The organism is Mucilaginibacter rubeus (assembly GCF_003286415.2).
Lineage (GTDB): Bacteria > Bacteroidota > Bacteroidia > Sphingobacteriales > Sphingobacteriaceae > Mucilaginibacter > Mucilaginibacter rubeus_A.
The window spans coordinates 2,810,659-2,830,914 of the sequence record NZ_CP043450.1 but is presented as its reverse complement, the minus strand read 5'-3'; the positions used below and the strand labels follow the sequence as shown (position 1 = coordinate 2,830,914).

General features: G+C 42.8%; 9 protein-coding genes. All 9 read left to right on the top strand.

Features of this window, described 5'->3' with window-relative positions; all coding sequences use genetic code 11:
• Nucleotides 1–16: 16 nt before the first annotated feature.
• Nucleotides 17–4,972 carry a hypothetical protein gene (locus DEO27_RS11390; protein WP_112566240.1) on the top strand — a complete coding sequence of 1,652 codons (4,956 nt, stop codon included), beginning with the start codon at nucleotides 17–19 and terminating at the stop codon, nucleotides 4,970–4,972.
• Nucleotides 4,973–5,250: 278 nt separating this feature from the next.
• Nucleotides 5,251–6,249 carry a hypothetical protein gene (locus DEO27_RS11385; protein WP_112566243.1) on the top strand — a complete coding sequence of 333 codons (999 nt, stop codon included), beginning with the start codon at nucleotides 5,251–5,253 and terminating at the stop codon, nucleotides 6,247–6,249.
• A gap of 48 nt (nucleotides 6,250–6,297) precedes the next feature.
• Entirely contained in the window at nucleotides 6,298–9,039 is a 2,742-nt protein-coding gene (locus tag DEO27_RS11380) for a hypothetical protein (RefSeq protein WP_112566246.1), read from the top strand.
• Between the two features lie 878 nt (nucleotides 9,040–9,917).
• Entirely contained in the window at nucleotides 9,918–10,466 is a 549-nt protein-coding gene (locus DEO27_RS11375; protein ID WP_223818222.1) for an RNA polymerase sigma factor, read from the top strand.
• Between the two features lie 149 nt (nucleotides 10,467–10,615).
• Nucleotides 10,616–11,791, top strand: coding sequence for a FecR family protein (locus tag DEO27_RS11370; RefSeq protein ID WP_112566255.1), 1,176 nt, complete (start codon nucleotides 10,616–10,618; stop codon nucleotides 11,789–11,791).
• Between the two features lie 272 nt (nucleotides 11,792–12,063).
• Nucleotides 12,064–15,489, top strand: a complete 3,426-nt coding sequence (locus tag DEO27_RS11365; protein WP_190295385.1) for a TonB-dependent receptor — start codon at nucleotides 12,064–12,066, stop codon at nucleotides 15,487–15,489.
• Nucleotides 15,490–15,508: 19 nt separating this feature from the next.
• Nucleotides 15,509–17,281, top strand: a complete 1,773-nt coding sequence (locus tag DEO27_RS11360; RefSeq protein WP_112566261.1) for a RagB/SusD family nutrient uptake outer membrane protein — start codon at nucleotides 15,509–15,511, stop codon at nucleotides 17,279–17,281.
• Nucleotides 17,282–17,427: 146 nt separating this feature from the next.
• Nucleotides 17,428–18,363, top strand: coding sequence for a metallophosphoesterase family protein (locus tag DEO27_RS11355; protein ID WP_112566263.1), 936 nt, complete (start codon nucleotides 17,428–17,430; stop codon nucleotides 18,361–18,363).
• Nucleotides 18,364–20,226 (top strand): beta-N-acetylhexosaminidase, encoded by a 1,863-nt coding sequence (locus DEO27_RS11350; protein ID WP_112566266.1) that lies wholly within the window; start codon nucleotides 18,364–18,366, stop codon nucleotides 20,224–20,226. It begins immediately after the preceding gene.
• Nucleotides 20,227–20,256 lie beyond the last annotated feature (30 nt).

The window sequence follows — 20,256 nt, the reverse complement described above, 5'->3', positions numbered from 1 at the left end:
ACTTATAAAGAAAGAAATGCCATCTATCAATACTACTTACGCTTTTCTGGCCGATTACAGTAATGTAGCCGCCTGTCTGGCCTCGATAAGGGCACTGCAGTTAAGCGGAGCATTTGCCTCGAATGAACAGATTACAAATCTGTTGAAGACGCTGGAAATGGATTCGCTACGGAAATTGTATAATATAACGATCCGCATCCGCAATCGAATTGATGGAACAGTACCTGACTTTGTTCCGGGTGATTTTGAAGGAGATGATTTCTACGAGGTAAATTTCAATGTCGGTGACAACCCTCAACCTGGGGATTTTCTGGCAGGGGATTTCTATGCCCGCGATTTCTTTGTCAGTTCGGAGGGGTTAGGGTATTATGACTACAGTACGGCGTTTCGGATTGTTAAGGAAAACTTTGTGGTTTTTACGGCTCGGTTTACGGAAATAACCGAGCCTGAAAAGCAGGTGCTGGATGACGCACTCATCAGATTCCTGGGTGTATATGATACACTGAAAAAAAACCTGGATGGTGTGGGCCTTGATCCTTGTGGGCCAGAATACATTAATAATTCACCAAGTTTATACCTTCAGGCTGCAGGAGCAGATGGTACTGTCGGCATTGTGTCCGGTATCCATTTACGGTGGAGTCTCATCGGCGAACTGGGTAATAACCATTTACCTGCGGGCAGTCTTATACATAAAAGCAGCTTGGCTAACCCATACAACAGGGTAAATGATTTTGTACAACTGTATAGGACCCCTTATACTCCGCTAAGGTTCAACCTGCAGTTCGATGGGGCAAGGCCTTCTGTCAATTACGCGGATAGTAGCTGGACCTATTTTCTTAACGCGATAGTAGATAACCGGTCATTTACGCATCGCCTGAAGCTGACCTTCATGGACGTAGGGCAGTATAATCAAATAGCTGCGGGCTTGGATCCGCAAACAGGTTCCGCTAATATCCTTCGCGCATATAACGGTTTATTAGAATTTCAGTTGCTGAACAAAACGGCATTTTCGGCGGGTTTTGATTTCAGGACACCGGGAAGCGGCGGAATAGGGCTGTTGAAATTGGAGATGCTTAGCATAGCGGATAGTGATCAGGGGCAGGTGGAAACTATTACGATTCGGGAAAGAATTGCTTCAGACACCGGAGAGCAGATTATTTATGGAGATAATATAGCACGGATTCGTCTGCAAAAAACAGCTGGAAGTTTTTTACAGAGTTTTTCGTTTGAAACCTATCACGATTTTTTAACGGTAAGGACCGACGCCGACTGGACTCCTGTAGGTAACGGGTTCGGGCTTTCCCTTGATGATCAGGTTGTGTTGGGTCGCCTGGATAATACCAAATATCAGATTGACAACCATTGGCCTCAGTATAACGACGGTACAAGGGTGAGAGTGGCAAATTACCAGGACAAATGGCAAATATCCAGGCCAAACGATCCTTCTATTAAGGATATGCTCACACAGTATTTGAGTTTGAGCGAAACCGATCCAAGAGCGGAGGACGTGGTCAAGGATGAAGATGCCGATCCATCCACTCCTGGCTTGCTGGTTAGTTACCTGGATGTATTGAATCTGATGGCCCTGGATTATCATATTGCCCGCATGCTTGGTCTGGGCTTTATTGATACAGATATCGCAGGTTCAACCACAGAAAAATTTATTTACCAGGTTCGTTATACCAACCGTAGCAATTCTGGAGGTGCGGTAGTAGAGCATAGGTATGCAGCGCTGCCTACGGCCGTGGCCGATTCGCGCCTGACGCTTAAACCGGCAATAAGACCAATCACATATCAATTACCTACTGAAATCGGTGATGCTGGTAGTCAGGTTTTTGATTCGCGGGGGTATGCAACCCATGACCGGCGCCGTTTGGTCAATATCGGGCGACAAACATTTACTTATGAAAAACCAAGCCCCGGCTTTTTTGATCATGATGATCCAGCTGGAGACTTTAATATTTTTGAACATACGAGGCCTGTGCTTTACGGTATCGAATATAGGGCAGAGGGACAGGCTGCTTATGTAAAACCGGAGATTACACAGGAAAAGACTATTGGGTTTACCTATTACGCATATGACGATGCCTTTCCGGATACAGGTATCCCGGAAAATGTTCCGGTGACTGATAACCCGGACAGCCTTTATATTCACTTAGAACAAAAAGAAGGTGTACACTATTATGCCATTTACGGAATCAATTGGTTCGCGCGCGCCTCGGTTCTGAGTGATGAAATGGCAACGGACGCGACCGAATTTCAAGTTGTTAACAGATTGTCGCCTCCGGCAGATATCGCTGTGCAATATATACAGCAGGAAGACACACTACTGCTAACAACGGCCACGGAGCAAAACTGGCTGGCCGGTCGCAATACAAGGTTTAAAGGAAAGGACGTTAGTTTCACCAGGCTAACATTTAATTGGCTGGATATTATTGATATCTCCGATCTGCCTGCCGATGTACCCTTGCACGCGGAAAACGTGGTCAAAGCGGATACGATCAGGACTTGGTTCAAGCCGGACGCGATCCGTCAGGTTTCGGGGCTTATTACGGATATTGTTACGGCCAATGGAGACGACCGCTTGCTAATGTTAAATACCGGCAGCTACCGCCTGTTGGACGGAACCTTAATTGCACCATCTGTGGACGACGGGGACCTGGAACGATTTGCCGGCAGTTTGCTGGTTACACAGGAGGGCCAGTTTGTGGTGGTTTCCTTGGTTTCCGCAACAGATGGTCTGCGTATCATCATTGAAAAATCGATCAGCACACAAGCAACAGAAGACCCTGAAAATCCGGGATTTTACGGAACGACACAAAACGTATTGCAGCCTTCGCTGAATAGTCGGTTTACGTTAACTGAAAACTTAAAACAAACCACTAACTGGCTCCCCGTGCAAGCAGATGTTGAATTGGTCGATTTCTCTGTTCCCGATGCCCCAGTAATTGAAACACGTGTAGATTCTGAAGGTAATGCGTTCAGGGACCTGATCGGCGGTATATCAGGTCGAGCTTTGGTTCAGCCATTATTTGGCGAAGGGGTACTCCAGAATATGCCGGGTTATTATTCGGTGACCTACGAATCAGGAATAGTGTTGGTGCCACATCCACAGATCAATTTGCCTTACGATCCTGCATTCCCCGACCGAAACACGCCGGACACACTCCAGGTTGCGCATGTGGAATGGTATAAGGGCCTTATCCGAATGCCTTTTGCTGTTGGCGGAACGAAAAAGAAACTGGTTCAGGTTGCCCGCATTGTTCAAAGCAACCCGTTGACCATTTATATTTATGATCCTACCTATCTTGACGATGGAATCCAAATTTCCGCAACTATCAACGATTTGATCAGCGAGGTGAATTTTCACCCTGGTTACAAAGTTTATTTATTTGCTGAACCAGCGCCAAATCATGCCTTTAACAGATCAAATATTCTACCTGTTGGGCAGGATACTGATAGGAAAACATTGATTGGGTTACAGTCGGCCGATCTTAGGCTGAGCGGAACGGGATTCACTTCCGGAGTATCGCTGCCAGGCATACTATTTGCCCGCAACATACAGGAACCATTGCAGCCCGATGAACCTATTAACTATGGGCTGAAGGTTAGGCCAGACGCTACGGGCAAAGCGGCTTTTACCTTTGACGTTCCTATTGCTGCGGAAAATTCGGGTGTTGCCCGTAACCCTTTCGGTATGGCTTTTTATCGTACAACTAATGAGGAGGTACTTTTTGCCTTATACCAACCGGCCACGGTGAACAATATAAAAAATGACCTGTCGGCATTAACGGAAGACCCGCATTTTAATCAGCGTTATGCCGAATTGCTTAACCTGAAGTTCAGCGTGGATGGGCCTGGACATTTTCAGGTATTCGAAGCCCAGCCGCAGCCTTACGGTTTTCCGGTCCCTGATTTGCCGTCTTTGGTGAATGCTACCGATACGCCAGAAGTCAGGATGGAAAAATACAGACTGGCCATTTGGGGCACTTTAATGCCGCTAACGGAACAGACTCCTGTTCTGGCTTTTGTTAAAACCGGTTTGCAAACGGAGAATAAGCTCCCCGCTATACGAGACGTTAACGGTTTGCTGTTGGGTCCGGCGCAGGAGGGATTCGACCCTTTTCCTATGGTTAGGAAATATGTTAAGACACCGGGTGATCAAAACATGTATGTACGATTTACCGATTACAAATTGTTTGGATCTTCCCGCTTTCTATACTTCTACGCAGCAGCAGAAGTGACCAATCAACTGGTGGCTGGCCCTTTAAGCTTGTTTACCGGGCCGGTTAGTATACTCCAAAGTTTGGCCTCAGATAGCCCGCTTATCCGCCATGTCAGCATTGATACGACGGGAATAGAGCAGCCTATAACGGTGAGCTTCAAGATTGCCCCGTTCTCTGCTATAGATCGTATTTCAGCTATCAGACTTTACCGTACAACGGCGGAGACTGCTGCCATCTCGCTACAGGGAATGGGGGCTTTTGTTCAGCAGGAAATTGCAGAGGGGTATGCCCTCGATCATGTTGTAACAGATACATTGGAGGATATGTTGCTTTTGCCTATGGGCGAGACATTGTATTATCGCCTTGCAGGTGTCAGAAAGATCATAAACGAAATGGAACAAGAAGAGGAAGTGGTTACTCACGGTTCTGAAGTGATAGCTGTTCGTCTGATAGATACTTTAAACCCCGAGGCGCCTCAGATCACTTACCATGAAGATACCAATACACTGAATTGGCCGGCTACAGCAAATAAGTCCAGTTATTTTCTGTTTAATCAGAATGAACGGGGGAACTGGCAACGGGTGTATGCGGTAACTCCTCCGGTATTGGGCGATATGACATACGTGTTACCAGCCCCATTACCGAAAGTGGATGCCCAGGGTAACCCGATTTACCATCGCTTCAAGGTTAAGGTACAAAATTCGTCCGGGTTGTTTAACCTGGTAGACAAGGAGCTAACAATTTGAGAATGAAGGGAAATATCATGTGAATATGCAGGAACAAGATGCGATTAACCTCTGTCGGAACGGTATCCGGAAGCAAAAAGGTGAGAATGCCGGCATTCGGGTATATTAATTAAGCTATTGTTGAAAATAAAACATACAACTTTTAGCCCGACCTATGACACAGATACTACCTGAAGATATTTGTACTAACCTAAACGATACCTAAATATAACGCGGGGAACAGATTACATTCCTGAGTTGGGGTTTCTAAGATTAATTTACCTTATAATCATAATTTAATGGATTTAAACGGATTATCATCAATCACCAATCAGTCTGAAATGCAGGACTGGTTAGCGGAAAATCTTGTAACACCGGTTACGCCTGCTATTACTGCATCTGACCTTGGGCTTATTATGCAGCGGATGGTAGAGGTATCTGGCGGCGGGGATCAGGGCCTGTTATTATTCGATCTTAAAAATAGTAACTATTCGCTTCAGCTCAGCGATAAGGCCATTGAAATCTTAACAGCAGCTCCAAATACGGTTACTGTGCCACAAAATGCTGATGTGGCGTTCCCTATTGGTAAGCAAATTGTAATTACCCAGTCCGGCCCGGGACAAACAACGATCGTGCCGGCATCGGGCGTAACTATAAATTCGGCGGATGCGAGGTTTAGTTTAAGAACACGATTCAGCGGCGCGACACTGGTTAAGAAAAGCGCTGATTCCTGGTGGCTGTGGGGCGATTTGGGAGGGGCGGCTGATGTCATCAAAACTGCATATATTAATTTAACGAATACGGGGTCTGATGCTACGACATCGGGATGGTCAAACAATGTTTATTTTTCAGCAATCGGCTCTCAGTTGGCCTTGTCCTCCTCTCAAGGAGAAGCGTTAGGGTGGTCCATGACGGCGGCGGTTGGAACGGCTAATACACTTCATTTCGAAAAACTGCCGGAAAGAGCGCTAAGTGATGTTAATTATCCTGATGATGTACTGCAGACTTTGTGGTACCTGGATGGCGGAACAAGCTTTACCTTAAAACTCTCCGGACTTAACCCACAGAAAACTTACACGGTAAAAACCGCGGCAACAGATAACGCAGCCGGTGATGGTCCGACGAGGGTAACTGTTGGCGGCATTTCACAAGTAGGGGCGAGCCCTGATTTTGTTGTAGTTAAACTTACATTTTTGGGTGTTAGCCCGGACACAAACGGGAATTTATCGATCATAGCAGACAACACCGCCGGCGCTGCCTATCCGCTTTTAAATGCTCTCATAATTAGCGAAGATTGATCTTCGGCAGTTGTAAATTGTTTCTTTAGAAATATTAATTAAAAAAAAATGGCACAAATCCCACCAATTGAAGATGCATATATTGATGATGTTATCAACGCATCAAGTGGTTATAATCCTCTTCTTAAAAAAACTCAGGGCGTTAAATTAAGAGAATTGGTCAAGTTACTTCGGGACAGGTTGGAACAGGAAGCAGATGATCTTTCAACCGGAAAGGTAGATAAGCTTACCGGTTATCAATTAAGTCAGGAGAACTTTACATTTGAGGAAAAGAATAAACTGGCGGTTTTGCGTGAGCACTTCAGGGGATATTTTATATCCTTGGAGACTTTACAATCATCGGTACCTACGGGCGTGGCTGGAGATTACGCATTTGTGGATCAGGGGCCTACTACCGACGCACAGATGTATATCTGGAATACTGATAATAATCAATGGGCTGCCAGTGCAGGAGGGCAGAACTTATTAGATACGGTGCTTGCTGGTATAAACTTCAATGTGACTGTTCCGGTTGTTTCGACAGACAATGTATTAACGGCGTTTGGAAAATTACAGGGGCAAATCAACCATATACTTGAAAGTCAAACGGGGGGATCAAAAGGCCAACTACTGGCTAAAGCGAGTGATGAAAATTTTGATTACGAATGGATAACACCTTCAAATGATAGTACGGCTTTAAAACCGGCGATCTCCCATACCTATGCAGAATTGAAAGCTCTTGTTGATAGTGAAAACCTGGTACCAGGGCAGCTTTATGTCGTTACCGACTATGCTACACAGTACCTACAACCGGTTTCAAACGCTGTAAAAAAAGACGCCGCCATTGAACCCCTGCTGATAACCGCTATCAGTAAGACTGGGTTCGCTTCTGAGGCTATATCCCCCGAGCACCCTGATGATAAGATAGCCTATGATTTTACCAGGAATATTTTAAAGCCTGGATACGCAGGAGATTTTCATGTGCACTTTCAACAAACGGAAGATATTCCGGGTTTGGATGGTTCTGCAGGTAAAAGGATAATCGTGGATATCCAGGCCCAGTATTCAAGCCTTAACGGAGGCTACGAATTACATGCTTCTGCCGCTGATACCCAAATCTCCGAAGATGATTTTTACCGCCATGCCAATTATCCATTTGTTAATGTTGTTGTTTATTCACTAATTGAGGCGGGCGGCCAGTATGATGGCCCCGATTTTAAAATAAAGATCAACGGTACCAATTTTACAATCCAGGCCGCGCAGGTACCTGTAGTTAACTATGATGAAGTCCTGACCGGCGGCTTAGTATTGCAGCAAAATATAACAGGGAACTGCGCTGTACAGGTTTATTTGAACACAGAACCTGCTGAGCCTGTATTGACACCGGCAGGCCCCGCTACCCCGGCTATAACCCGGCCAGGCTGGATAACCAGGCGGGTTGACGACCATAACAACGATGCCCCCTATGACCATCGTAAGGTTTTAACCTGGGGCGAGGTTACTCATGGCAGCTATGGCTACAGCCAATTTAAAGTTTTTGCGGAACAGCAAAGCTCGGAAAATACCAATGATTACTCGCAGGTGAATATTGTGATCAGGTCATTCCGTGCAAACCTCTTGAAAGCCCCGATTGTCCAGCCTTATCCGACGGAGGCATGGATTTATAAAAATTTCTCAGATTTTGGCTTCGAAGTTTATGCAGTGGGTAAATGTGATGTAGAAAGCTATTGCCTCGTAAACGGTGTAAGTTATACCATTCCGCCGTTTGATAATACCGAAGCTGTTACTGCCAGCGAGCTACATAGTGGCTTCGCTTCTTTAGCACCTGGAACTGGTGGCAACGTAATTGTTCAGTTTTATCCGGACGCAGACAATGTACCTGCGCCCTACATTTTAGATCAGGATATGCAGAACCCCGTGCCTGCAATTATGGGAGAAGTTCCAACTTTTGGCCAAAACTGTTTTGAAAATTATATCGCAGGAAATACCAATGTCAATGCTGCAGACATTCCGCAAATTGCGCTGGGAGATAATTGTAGCCATAATCTTATAAATGAGAATTCCAATCTTGTGTTTCTTCCTGCTTATTCCAGCAGAAACACAATTACAAACAGCCGTGTAAGTCCGCTGACCGATAACGGGGGAGAACGAGCCTTACTTAGAAATGTCATAATCGATTCTCAGGTATCAGCCGCAACTTTGGGAAATACCACTATAATACAAAGTTCAATATTATATATTGACGGAGCAAATAATGACATTTATAACTCCCAATTATCTATAATTGTAGGGAGTTTCAATAAATTATTATCTAGTAGTGATTTCACTTATACGAATGGGGACAACAACGTTGTTGGTTCAACCCGTGGTACGGGTGGAGAATTTGGCTTTGTAATCGGCAGTGGAAATATCCGACCCGGATTTGTTGAATATTCATGTATCAGGGGTAATAACAACGTTTTTCCTACGATTTCTTCAATTTATAATTCAAGCGGGAATTTTGTAGTAGGAGATTATAATAACATTGGCGATACTAATATTAGGGTTTTTGGCAATAATAATACCATTGTTGCCCGGCCCGGGATACTCGGTGGGCTTATCGAAGCTGATAATAACGTAATTACAGGTTCTTGTTCCGGGCTCTTTAATATAGGAAAAGGCTCCGACAACAACCGGTTTGAAAATATCAACGCGCTTACTTATGGTAAGAATTGCAAGAATAATTATGAAATTTCCGGTACTAACATCGTTCGCGAAGATGGTTATTCAGATCATAAGCCGTGGAACACAACAACAACAAATACAGATTAAATGTTCTCCTTAATAATTGTTTAATAAGCAGGTGGTTGTTTCAACCTGTTTAAAACCGTCAACTGCATTGGTGATTTACGTTTGCTATTGGTGACTAAAGAGCCGGAAAGGGTATCTCCGTTGATAAGGTGAACTGTAATATGTACGATCTCGATAATTGAAAAACCTCCCCGTTTCTACCGGGAAGGTTTTTGTTTTTTTAGTGAGTTGAAAATTAGATAATTATATATCTATACTGTGTTGAAAGGAAACGTCAAAAGCTGTTGTTATTTGTCACAAGTTGCTTAAAACACCATGTTTACCGCCGTGCACTGCCTAAAGACGCTCAAACGCGAGTTTGGCATTCAAATGGAAAAGATCATTGCCGGCAACGGACCCGATTTCTTTTCTTTTAATTAAATAAAAAAAACAGACTGTTAGGATTATATAAGTGGCTTGATGAGTGGTTTTCTATCGGTTTTCCTTGCTAACCTCAAAAAGAAAGTCTAAATTTCTAAGTAGTTGATTGGGCACGTATTGTAGGTTTTAAGGGGGGGGGGGCCAGGCTCTATATAAACAATTTGAAAAATCCTATTTTGTAATTGTCTTATTTTTAATTCTTTACGCAAGCGTTTGCGCTGGTGATTTATGAGTGCCTCTTGCGTCTCTACAGGTATTTTTCCTTTCTGAATAAATCTGCTGTCAGGTAGTCATTTTTACGGCACTTGCTGACGATACTTCCTGTTATTTCTTTAAAAATCAGCTGAATTAAAGCAAACGTTTGCGCTATGTTAAAGTAAACTGATGGTAGTTTTCGATATATATTCACTACATGGAAATGAACAATTTTGTTTTTTAACATGTTGCAGAGTAGCTCAATAGATACTGATAAAATGCTTATGCATAGGATTGCTTCCGGTGATCAGAAGTCATTTACGGTTCTTTTTGAGCATTATTCTAAAATGATTTATCCATTTGCGCTTAAGCTTACACGGTCAGAAGAGCTCGCTGAAGAAATTTTACAGGAGGTTTTCCTGAAAATTTGGCTTAACCGACAAAATCTTCCGGAGATTGAAAACCTGGGGGCTTATCTCAATCGCATATGTCGCAATTACGCATACAACACATTAAGGCGCATTGCTCATGAAAACCTGCTTGCTTCAGAACTGAGCAAACAAATGACCGGGGAAGTAAATAATACAGAAGAGGATGTTATTTATCGGGACATGGAGCGGTCACTTAACCAGGCTATAAATGGTCTTACGCCCCAGCAAAAACTTATCTATACATTATGCCATCAGGAAGGATTAAAATATAGCGAAGTGGCTGGCCGTTTAAATATCTCCTCCTCAACAGTTCACACTCATATGAAACTGGCCCTGAAATTTATCAGGACCCATTTTGTCCGTATTAATAGCCTTATCCTGTTTTGTTGGCTTTTTAAATAATGAAATTTATATACTTGACTATTAGTTAGTTATTGTAAATATCATAAAAAAGTTATTTTCAACTCACCCTCGCTTTCTTACTGTGTGTCAGTGTATATAAAGGGCCACATACGCGATCTGCTTTCCCGTAACCAATCCCTTTCATTATCATGGATAATAAACAACTCGGTAATTTACTGGACAGGTATATGAACAAAGAGACATCGGAGCAAGAAACTCAGGAGCTTTTTTTATATATCAATGATCCGCAGAACGAGCAACAGGTAACAGAATTGTTTGGCGATTTTTTAAATAAAGAAAGCGAAGAACGCATATTACCTGCTTACAGGCAGCAAGAGATCCTCAACCGCATCTTTGTGCATCAATCATCATCTGGAAAAAAGTTTAAACATAGCATATTAACCTGGACTAAATTGGCGGCTGCCATACTCTTGTTCATATTATGCGGGGTGTATCTTCTTAAAAATAATAAACCGAAGCCCGCAGTGTTAACGGCTATAAATAAGCCAAAGGCTTTTGATAAAAAACCGGGGGGCAATAAGGCCATATTAACACTTGGCAATGGCTCACAAATAGTTTTAGACTCAGCCCGGAACGGACTGCTTGTGCAGCAGGGTAATACGAAAATTATAAAATCGGCAAATGGCCATATTGTCTATAACAAAACACTTGCCGGCACTACTATCCCTATATACAATACTATGACAACGCCCCGCGGCGGCAAATATGATCTGGAATTATCCGATGGTACCAGGGTATGGCTCAATGCTTCCTCATCTATCACATATCCCATCGCTTTTTCCGGAACCGAACGCAGGGTGACCGTTACAGGCGAAGCCTATTTTGAAGTGGCAAAAAATAAAAATATGCCATTTAAAATTAATGTAAATGATAAAGAAGAAGTGCAGGTTTTAGGCACACACTTTAACATTATGGCCTACAGTGATGAGCCCCTGATCAAAACAACGTTGCTGGAGGGATCGGTAAGAATTGTAAAAAACAAAATAACGGGAATGTTAAAGCCGGGCCAACAGGCGCAACTTAATACAGACGGGAAATTATCTGTTACAAATGACGCGGATATCAACGAAGTTATGGCCTGGAAAAACGGGCAAACCCTGTTTGTAAATGAAGATTTAAAAACCATTATGCGGCAGGTATCCAGGTGGTATGATGTAGATGTGGAGTACCAGGGAGATATACCTGCACGCTTATTTACAGGAGGTATATCCCGCGAATCAAACTTGTCTGTTTTGTTGAAAGTGCTGGAAATAAATAAAATACATTTTAGGGCAGCCGGAAAAAAATTAATAGTAACCCCCTAAACCTTATCAAATTAACCGAATAGTCACCTTAAACAATAACACATGGCATAAAAGATACTTACCACCCCATCATGCGGTTACAAAAAAAATCCGGCAGTGCTACGAACACCGCCGGGGTAGTATTTGGTTAACCCTTTCCTGATTTTATCAGGATAAAAAATCCAGTTTCAGATAATCTATCCAGTTAACCTAACTCCTAAAGTATGAATTTTTATACGCTTTTCAGGCCTTTGTTTTTTAAACACAGGCAACTCATTAAAACTTTCATGGTTATGAAATTTGTAGTTTTTTTTATGACATTGGCCTGTTTGCAGGCATCAGCTACAGGATATGCGCAGCAAGTAACACTTTCAGAAAAGAACATTTCCCTAAAAAAGGTTTTTACTGCCATACAAAACCAAACCAAATATATTATCTGGTACGAAGACCAGGTATTGCATGGTACCCATAACATTGATATTTCATTAAGTCATGCTACGCTGCAACAGACACTTACAGAATGCTTTAAAGATCAGCCATTAACTTATACTATTGTTGACAAAACAATCGTAGTTCAAAGAAAGAACCCGCAGGTATCGGTTGTAGAGGCTGCGAATGTAATAGTTAAGGGACAGTTAACCGACGAAAACGGAATACCCCTGCCCGGTGTAACTGTTAATTTAAAAGGATCATCTGTTTCAATGGCAACCGACAACAAAGGTAATTATGCCTTATCACTACCTCAAGCCAGCGGCGTACTCGTTTTTAGCTTTTTGGGCTATGAAACACAGGAAGTTGCTATTAATGGTAGGGTAGAAATTAATGTCCAGCTAATACCACATAAAAGTGATCTTAACGAAGTTGTGGTTGTGGGCTTCGGTACTCAGAAAAAGGTTGACCTTACGGGTGCAGTTGATCAAATAAAAGGCAAAGATTTGCAAAGCAGACCGGTAACTAACGTAGGCGACGCTTTGCAGGGCATGATGGCCAATCTGAATATCACTACCAACTATGGCGGTGGTTCTCCCGATGCAAAAAAAAGTATCAACGTGCGTGGTTTTACCGGTTACGGTGGCCAGCTTGCCAGTCCGCTGGTATTGGTTGACGGTGTAGAAACGGATATCAACTCCATCAATGTTAATGATATTGACAATATCAGTTTATTAAAGGATGCGGCTTCTTCGGCCGTTTATGGTTCAAGGGCACCAAACGGGGTTTTGCTGATCAGCACTAAACAGGGCAAAAAGAACCAGGCGCCACGTTTAAGTTATTCCAACAACTTCTCTTATTCGCAACCATTAAATGAGCCCACGATGTCTAATTCACTGACATGGGCAAATACTTATAATGAAGCTTATACTAACGCGGGTTTACCGCCGCTGGTAACGGATGACGCTATAACAAGGATAAAAGCGTATTTGGCCGATCCGAAAAACGTACCTGCTACTATTCCGGTACCGGGAAGCAACAGTTGGGCTACTTATGATCCGGTATTTGGAAACGCAAATAACGATTGGTTTAAGATCTACCTTAAAAAATGGTCGGCCAGCCAACAGCACAATATGAGCCTTGATGGAGGCAGTGATAAAATAACCTATTTTATCGGATTAGGGTCGACCAAAAAAAATGGGTTATTTAATTATGCTGATGACAACTATCTGCGTAATAATATCAGGGCAAACGTTACTGCCGATCTTAATAAGTATGTAACTTTTAGCTTAAAAACATCTTTTTCGCAGGAAAATGACCATTATCCCTACAATGGCGGGGCCAATACCGGCGGTAACTTTTTTCACCAGATAGCAAGGTTATGGCCTATTGTTGCATTAACTGATCCTAACGGCGGCTATGATTCCAATTCATACATAGCACAGCTGCAGCAAGGTGGCGCAAACAACAGCCGTACAAACAATAGCCGTATCAGTGGTGACATTACCATTAAACCAATATCTGGTTGGGATATTACCGGTCATTATAGTTATGACTATAACAGTTATAACATTACATCAACCGTTTTGCCGTATTACTATTCTACTCCAAATAATTCGCATACACTAAGTAACACCATATCTTCCATCAATGAAAATTATGGCTTAACCAGTTATTATAACTACAATGTTTTCACCAGCTATGAAAAACGCATAGGTGGTCACTTTTTTAAAGTATTGGTAGGTGAGCAAACCGAACAAAAAACCTATTCAAACCTGAGTGGATATAATCAATACTTATATAGCACTAATCAGCCATCGCTCGCGCTTACCAGCGGCACAACGCCATCTACAACAGATGCCGGCGGATATAGCTGGGCTACTAACAGTACCATTGGCCGTATTAATTATAATTATAAAGAGAAGTACCTGGTTGAGGCTAATGCAAGCTATATGGGCACTTCGCTTTTCCCACAAAGCTCAAGATATCATTTATTCAGTTCGGGATCTGTGGGATGGAACATGTCAAAAGAAGCTTTTTTTAAACCAATTGAAAAATGGGTAAGCAACCTCAAATTAAGAGCATCTTATGGCGGTTTGGGCGATATTTCATACTTCCTGAATGCCTCTCCGGCGGTTTATTATCCGGCTCTTAGTAGTTTACAAACCAACCCTGCAACTAATAGCCAATGGATTTTTAACCCGGGAAGCGGAGGGCGTTTGCCTTATGTTTCTAATCCAGGAAATTTGATTAGTCCTACCTTAACCTGGGCAAAACCATCAATGCTTGATATCGGGATTGATGTAGATTTCCTAACAGATTTCAGTATCACAGCCGATTGGTACAATAAAAAGATAACTGATCAGTTTGCTCCGTCTACCACGCCTCCGGGAACATTGGGCATTGCTGCTCCAACAGTAAACAACGCTTCTTCGAGCACCAAGGGCTGGGATCTTACTGCTTCGTGGAAGCATCAGTTTGGCGAATTTGGTGTGATAGCAAGAGCCAATATAGGCCACTATAAGGGAAAGATAACCAAATATGACGCTAATCCGCAGCAATTTATTAATCAGCCTTATGTTGGCCAGCAATTGGGCGCTATATGGGGTTTCAAAACTGTAGGCAAATTTCAAACGCAAGCGCAGGTTAGCGCCGCGCCAAACCAGGATGCCATTAACGCCAGCGGTTATAAGCCCGGAGATATACAATATGCAGACCTGAATAAGGATGGCAAAATTACCTATGGAAGCAATACAGTTGGTGATCCGGGAGACCGAACCATTATTGGTAACACTACACCGAAATATTTGTACGGCTTTTCGACGGGAGTAAATTGGCGAGGAATAGAGCTTTATGTATTTATCCAGGGACAGGGACACACAGATTACGCCCCTGGCAATAACTACTTCTGGGGACTTACTTCAGAATATCAAAGTACTATAACACCTAAATTGGACGACAGGTGGACACCTACTAACACGAATGGCTATTTCCCAAGATTGGATATCAACAACGGCAGCAGTAAAAATCAAATCACCCAATCTGGTTATTTGTTAAATGCCGCGTACATGCGTTTAAAGAATGTGCAATTGGGTTATACCTTTCCTAATAGCCTTACTCAAAAATTCCATGTTTATCAGCTAAAACTATATGGCAGTGTTGATAATGCACTCACATTTACCGGCGCTCTGAAACACCAATACGTTGATCCTGAACTGCTGCAGTCGGATGAAAAGATCTATCCGCTGCAACGCAGCTTTTCTTTCGGCCTACAAATGAATATTAAATAACATTTAACGATCTGAGTTTATGAAACCGATAAAAATCACATATCTCTATATAGCAATTGTCTTGATGGCCATTGTTTCCTGCAAAAAGGATACATTGTTAAATCAAACTCCACCTACCAAACTTACCGAATCATCGTACTGGAATACTGCTAATGATCTGCAGAACTATATGAATAACCTTTATGGCATTGACGGAATATTTCCGCATTATCGGGGTTATAGCAGCTTAGGTATATACAGCGTTGACGAAAACAGCGACAATATGGTTCCGCAGGGCGAAAATGCCAGACTGAACGGAGAATTAACTGTTGCCGGCAGCGGTGGTTATGCCGATTGGAGCAGCATCCGTAATGTGAATTATTTTTTGGCTAACTATCAGAAAGTAAACGCATCGGCAAGTGATATTGCTCCCTATGTGGGCGAGGCTTATTTTTTCAGGGCTATGCTATATTATAAGGCAGTTAAAAGTTATGGCGATATGCCTTGGGTGAATAAACCCCTGAACATTGACGATAAAGATCTGTTGAATGCCCCCAGGCTGCCGCGCAATGTAGTGATAGATTCTATAGTTAACGATTTGGATAAGGCAATTGCAAAACTCCCCGCTAAAAGCAAAGCCCAATCGCAGCGTTTATATAAGGAATATGCCCAGGGTTTTAAAGCACGGGTATGCTTGTTTGAAGGCACATGGGAAAAATATCATGCCAATGATGTGTTTGGTGTAAGCGGTCAAAATGGTAGTAAATATCTGCAATTAGCGTCTGATGCTGCCAATCAGGTTATCACCTCAGGTACATATCAACTTGATAATGCAGGCATACCTAACGGATATTTTAATTTGTTTAACCAAACAGATTATACAAGCAGCAAAGAGATCATGTTTTGGGGGGCCTATAACCAACAGGCAGGCATCACCACCTACTGGCAAAATTATTACCAGTTTGGTTCCGATGGATCTGAATCTACAGGTATTTCAAAAAGTTTGGTAGATGATTATTTATGTACAGATGGCCAACCAGCCAGTATAAGCCCGCAATATAAAGGCGATGATTCGCTTAGTCATGTTGTTAAAAACCGCGATCCGCGATTAAGGCAAAGTGTGTTTTTGTATGGCGATACGGTGATATCAAACGTGCCAGGCGGAACACCAATTAAACTGTTCACTTACCCCGCACTGATAGCAGGCGACAATTGTACAACGGGTTTCCAGATTAGAAAAGGGTTGAATACCGACTTTTTCCAGGATAGCCATAACGGACCCGGAGGTACAGATGGGGTTATTTACATGCGTTATGCCGAAATTTTATTGATTTACGCGGAAGCGCGTGCCGAATTAGGCGTACTGACCCAGGCCGATGCAGATAATACCATCAATAAATTAAGGGATAGGGTGAAAATGCCTCATTTAAATATCAGCAGTATCGGTACAGATCCTAAATGGGCTTTCCCGGAACTGTCGCCCGTTATCAATGAGGTTAGGCGGGAGCGCCGGGTTGAATTAGCCTGCGAGGGTTATCGTTTTGATGATATATGCCGCTGGGCTGCAGCATCTGCACTTGTTGTGCATAAACAACCATTAGGAACAATGGCCAAACAATTCCTGACTGTTTTGCCAACTATTGTTATTGGGAAAAACCTGTTTGTTAATGCACAGGGATATATACAGCCTTATGCACAGGTGAGCAGCATGGCCAATGGCTACAACTTTAATCCGGGCCGGGATTATCTTTTACCTATTTCCTTACAGGAAACTACCGTAAATCCTAAAATAAAACAAAATCCGGGTTGGTAAATGACTAACAGCTTTAGCCGGGGTGGTAACGGCATTGTTGTTAAAAAGAGCCCTTCTCCGGAAGGGTTCTTTATGATACACCAGGTTGCAATATAGCTGTCAACAGCCTGTGATTAACAGATTACGCAACCTATTATAGCACAAATATGAAAAGAAGAGATCTAATAAAAAGGGTAGGGTTGGCTGCCGGAACAATAGCCTTGAATAAGCCGATGGCAGCCATGTCTGCTGTTAACGCCCATAAAAAGCAGAAGGTTTTGCGGATAGCACATATTACAGATGTTCATATCCGGCCTGAATATAATGCGGTAGCGCGGTTTAAAAAATGCCTGGAGATGATCCGCAAGGATAATGTAGACCTGATCCTGAACGGTGGCGACTCGATTTACGCGGCAGACTACAACGATATAAAAAAGGAGAGGGTGCTGGAATTATGGTCATGCTGGAAAGATAGCATGGCCCTGGTAAAAGATATTCCAATGTACAGTGTATTGGGTAACCATGATATGTGGTGGCAGGGAAAAGGCGACGAGTTATTTGGTAAACCTGGTGTGCTTAAAATGCTGGGGTTGCAAAATAACTATTATAGTTTTGACAAAAACGGCTGGCATTTTATTATGCTTGACAGTAATCATCCCAAAACGCCGGGTATGCTTGATGATGAACAATGGAACTGGTTTGTGCACGATGTACAAAGCCACCAGGATAAACCAACACTCATCATGTCGCATTACCCCTTGCTGAGTTGCACAGGCATTACCGATAACAAACCCGGGGCTATAGGGCCGTTTAAGGTAGAAGGCAGCTACAATCACCTGGATATTATGAAATTTATAGAGGTGTTTAACCATAATAAAAACATCAGGATATGCCTGAGCGGGCATGTTCATTTACTGGATAAGGTTTGGTATAACGGTGTAAGTTATTTGTGTAATGGGGCCACAAGTGGTTTTTGGTGGGAACCCGGCGATGACGGTAAAAGTTCGTATAAACAAACAGAACCTGGATACTCGTTATTAAACCTCTATAATGATGGTAGCTTTGATGATGAATATATTAAATACGAAACGTTAATTAAGTAAATGAAAAATCTATTATTGGTATTAGCGATAAGCTTTTGCTCTGTAGCTCATGCGCAAAATTACACAGCCGTTGTTCCCGAGCCGGTATCTTTGGTTCAGGGTAAAGGTACATTTGTAATTGACAACCATACCTCCTTGATCATTCCGTCAGGTAGCCCCGAGCTTACCGCCCAGGGCAACCGTGCTAATGAATGGATCAACACGCTGCTGGGTTTTCCATTGCCTGTAAAAAACAAAACAACTGCTTCGGAACGCTCTATTAAGCTATTGTTGAACCCCGCATTAAACAATCCAATTAATGACGAAGGTTACGAGCTATCCATTACGGAGCATGAAGTAAAACTGCAGGCACGTAAAACAGCAGGTATATTTTATGGCTTACAAACCATGCGGCAACTGCTTTCTCTTTCAAGCGAAGCCAATAAGCAGCAACATAGCCTGCCTGCTGTAGAAATCATTGATTATCCCCGGTTAAAATGGCGCGGGTTGATGCTTGATGTAAGCCGGCACTTTTTTTCAAAAGACTTTGTGAAAAAATATATTGATGATATGGCCCGCTATAAATTCAATATATTTCACTGGCACTTAACAGACGATCAGGGATGGCGCATTGAAATAAAATCACTGCCCCGCTTAACGGAAGTGGGTGCCTGGCGCGTGCCCAGAACAGGGCAGTGGTGGTCTTATGATCCGCCTCAAAAAAACGAAAAGGCTACTTATGGCGGGTATTATACGCAGCAGGATATAAAAGAAGTTATTGCCTACGCAGCCGAAAGAAATATAACCATTGTGCCCGAAATTGATGTCCCAGGTCATTCGTTGGCAGCCATTGCAGCCTATCCTTATTTGTCTGCAACAGGCTACATTTACCCCGTAAACCCCGGAAGTAAATTTTATAATATTGACGATAATACCTTAAACCCCGCAGACGAACGCGTGTATACCTTTCTGGATAAAGTTTTTATTGAAGTAGCTGCTTTATTTCCGGGAGATTACATCCATATCGGCGGCGACGAAGCCACAAAGTACTTCTGGCAGCAGTCGGCAGTTGTGCAGGATTTTATGAAACAACAGGGGATAAAGACGGCGCATGAATTACAAAGCTATTTTATAAAAAGAGTAGAAAAAATCCTGAAGAAAAAGAAGAAAAAATTAATTGGCTGGAATGAAATTCTGGAAGGTGGGCTGGCTCCTGAAGCAACAGTGATGAGCTGGCAAGGTATGCAGGGGGGGATAGATGCCGCCAAACAAGGGCATCAGGTTATTTTTACTCCGAGCAGTAATACATACCTGGATCTTTACCAGGGAGATCCGCTGTTAGAACCTGACACATACGACATGTTGCGTTTACAAACAGCGTATCAATGGAACCCTGTTCCAACAGGAATAGACAGCACATTGGTTTTGGGAGGACAGGGCAATTTATGGTCGGAGGCTGTGCCTAACGGGCGGCATGCCGAATACATGACATGGCCGCGATCACTGGCATTATCCGAAGTTTTTTGGTCGCCACAGGCAAAACAAAATTGGATTGGTTTTCAAAAAAAATTAGAGCCTCAATTTAAAATTTTGGATGCTGCGCAAATCAATTATTCCAAAGCAGCCTTTGATGTGCTTGCAACTGCAAAACTTGATGAGCAAAAACAGTTATTGGTTTCGCTTAGTACCGATATCGACAGTCTGAATATTTACTACACCCTTGATAATACCAACCCTGATACATCTTGCGCCCGTTATAACGGCACTCCAATAGTTATTCCCAAAGGTATCTACCAAATAAGGGCACAAGCATTTAAAGGAAATGCTGCCGCAGGAAAATTGTTGATTGCCCCGCGCGAAGAATTAGAAAAAAGGGCCAGGTAATAAATTGTCCGGTTTCTAAAATGAAAACTA

What these genes read in the sequence shown, in the direction of transcription:
- DEO27_RS11390 (WP_112566240.1), top strand. Translation starts at nt 17, where the DNA reads ATGCCATCTATCAATACTACTTACGCTTTTCTGGCCGATTACAGTAAT.
- DEO27_RS11385 (WP_112566243.1), top strand. Translation starts at nt 5,251, where the DNA reads ATGGATTTAAACGGATTATCATCAATCACCAATCAGTCTGAAATGCAG.
- DEO27_RS11380 (WP_112566246.1), top strand. Translation starts at nt 6,298, where the DNA reads ATGGCACAAATCCCACCAATTGAAGATGCATATATTGATGATGTTATC.
- DEO27_RS11375 (WP_223818222.1), top strand. Translation starts at nt 9,918, where the DNA reads ATGCATAGGATTGCTTCCGGTGATCAGAAGTCATTTACGGTTCTTTTT.
- DEO27_RS11370 (WP_112566255.1), top strand. Translation starts at nt 10,616, where the DNA reads ATGGATAATAAACAACTCGGTAATTTACTGGACAGGTATATGAACAAA.
- DEO27_RS11365 (WP_190295385.1), top strand. Translation starts at nt 12,064, where the DNA reads ATGAAATTTGTAGTTTTTTTTATGACATTGGCCTGTTTGCAGGCATCA.
- DEO27_RS11360 (WP_112566261.1), top strand. Translation starts at nt 15,509, where the DNA reads ATGAAACCGATAAAAATCACATATCTCTATATAGCAATTGTCTTGATG.
- DEO27_RS11355 (WP_112566263.1), top strand. Translation starts at nt 17,428, where the DNA reads ATGAAAAGAAGAGATCTAATAAAAAGGGTAGGGTTGGCTGCCGGAACA.
- DEO27_RS11350 (WP_112566266.1), top strand. Translation starts at nt 18,364, where the DNA reads ATGAAAAATCTATTATTGGTATTAGCGATAAGCTTTTGCTCTGTAGCT.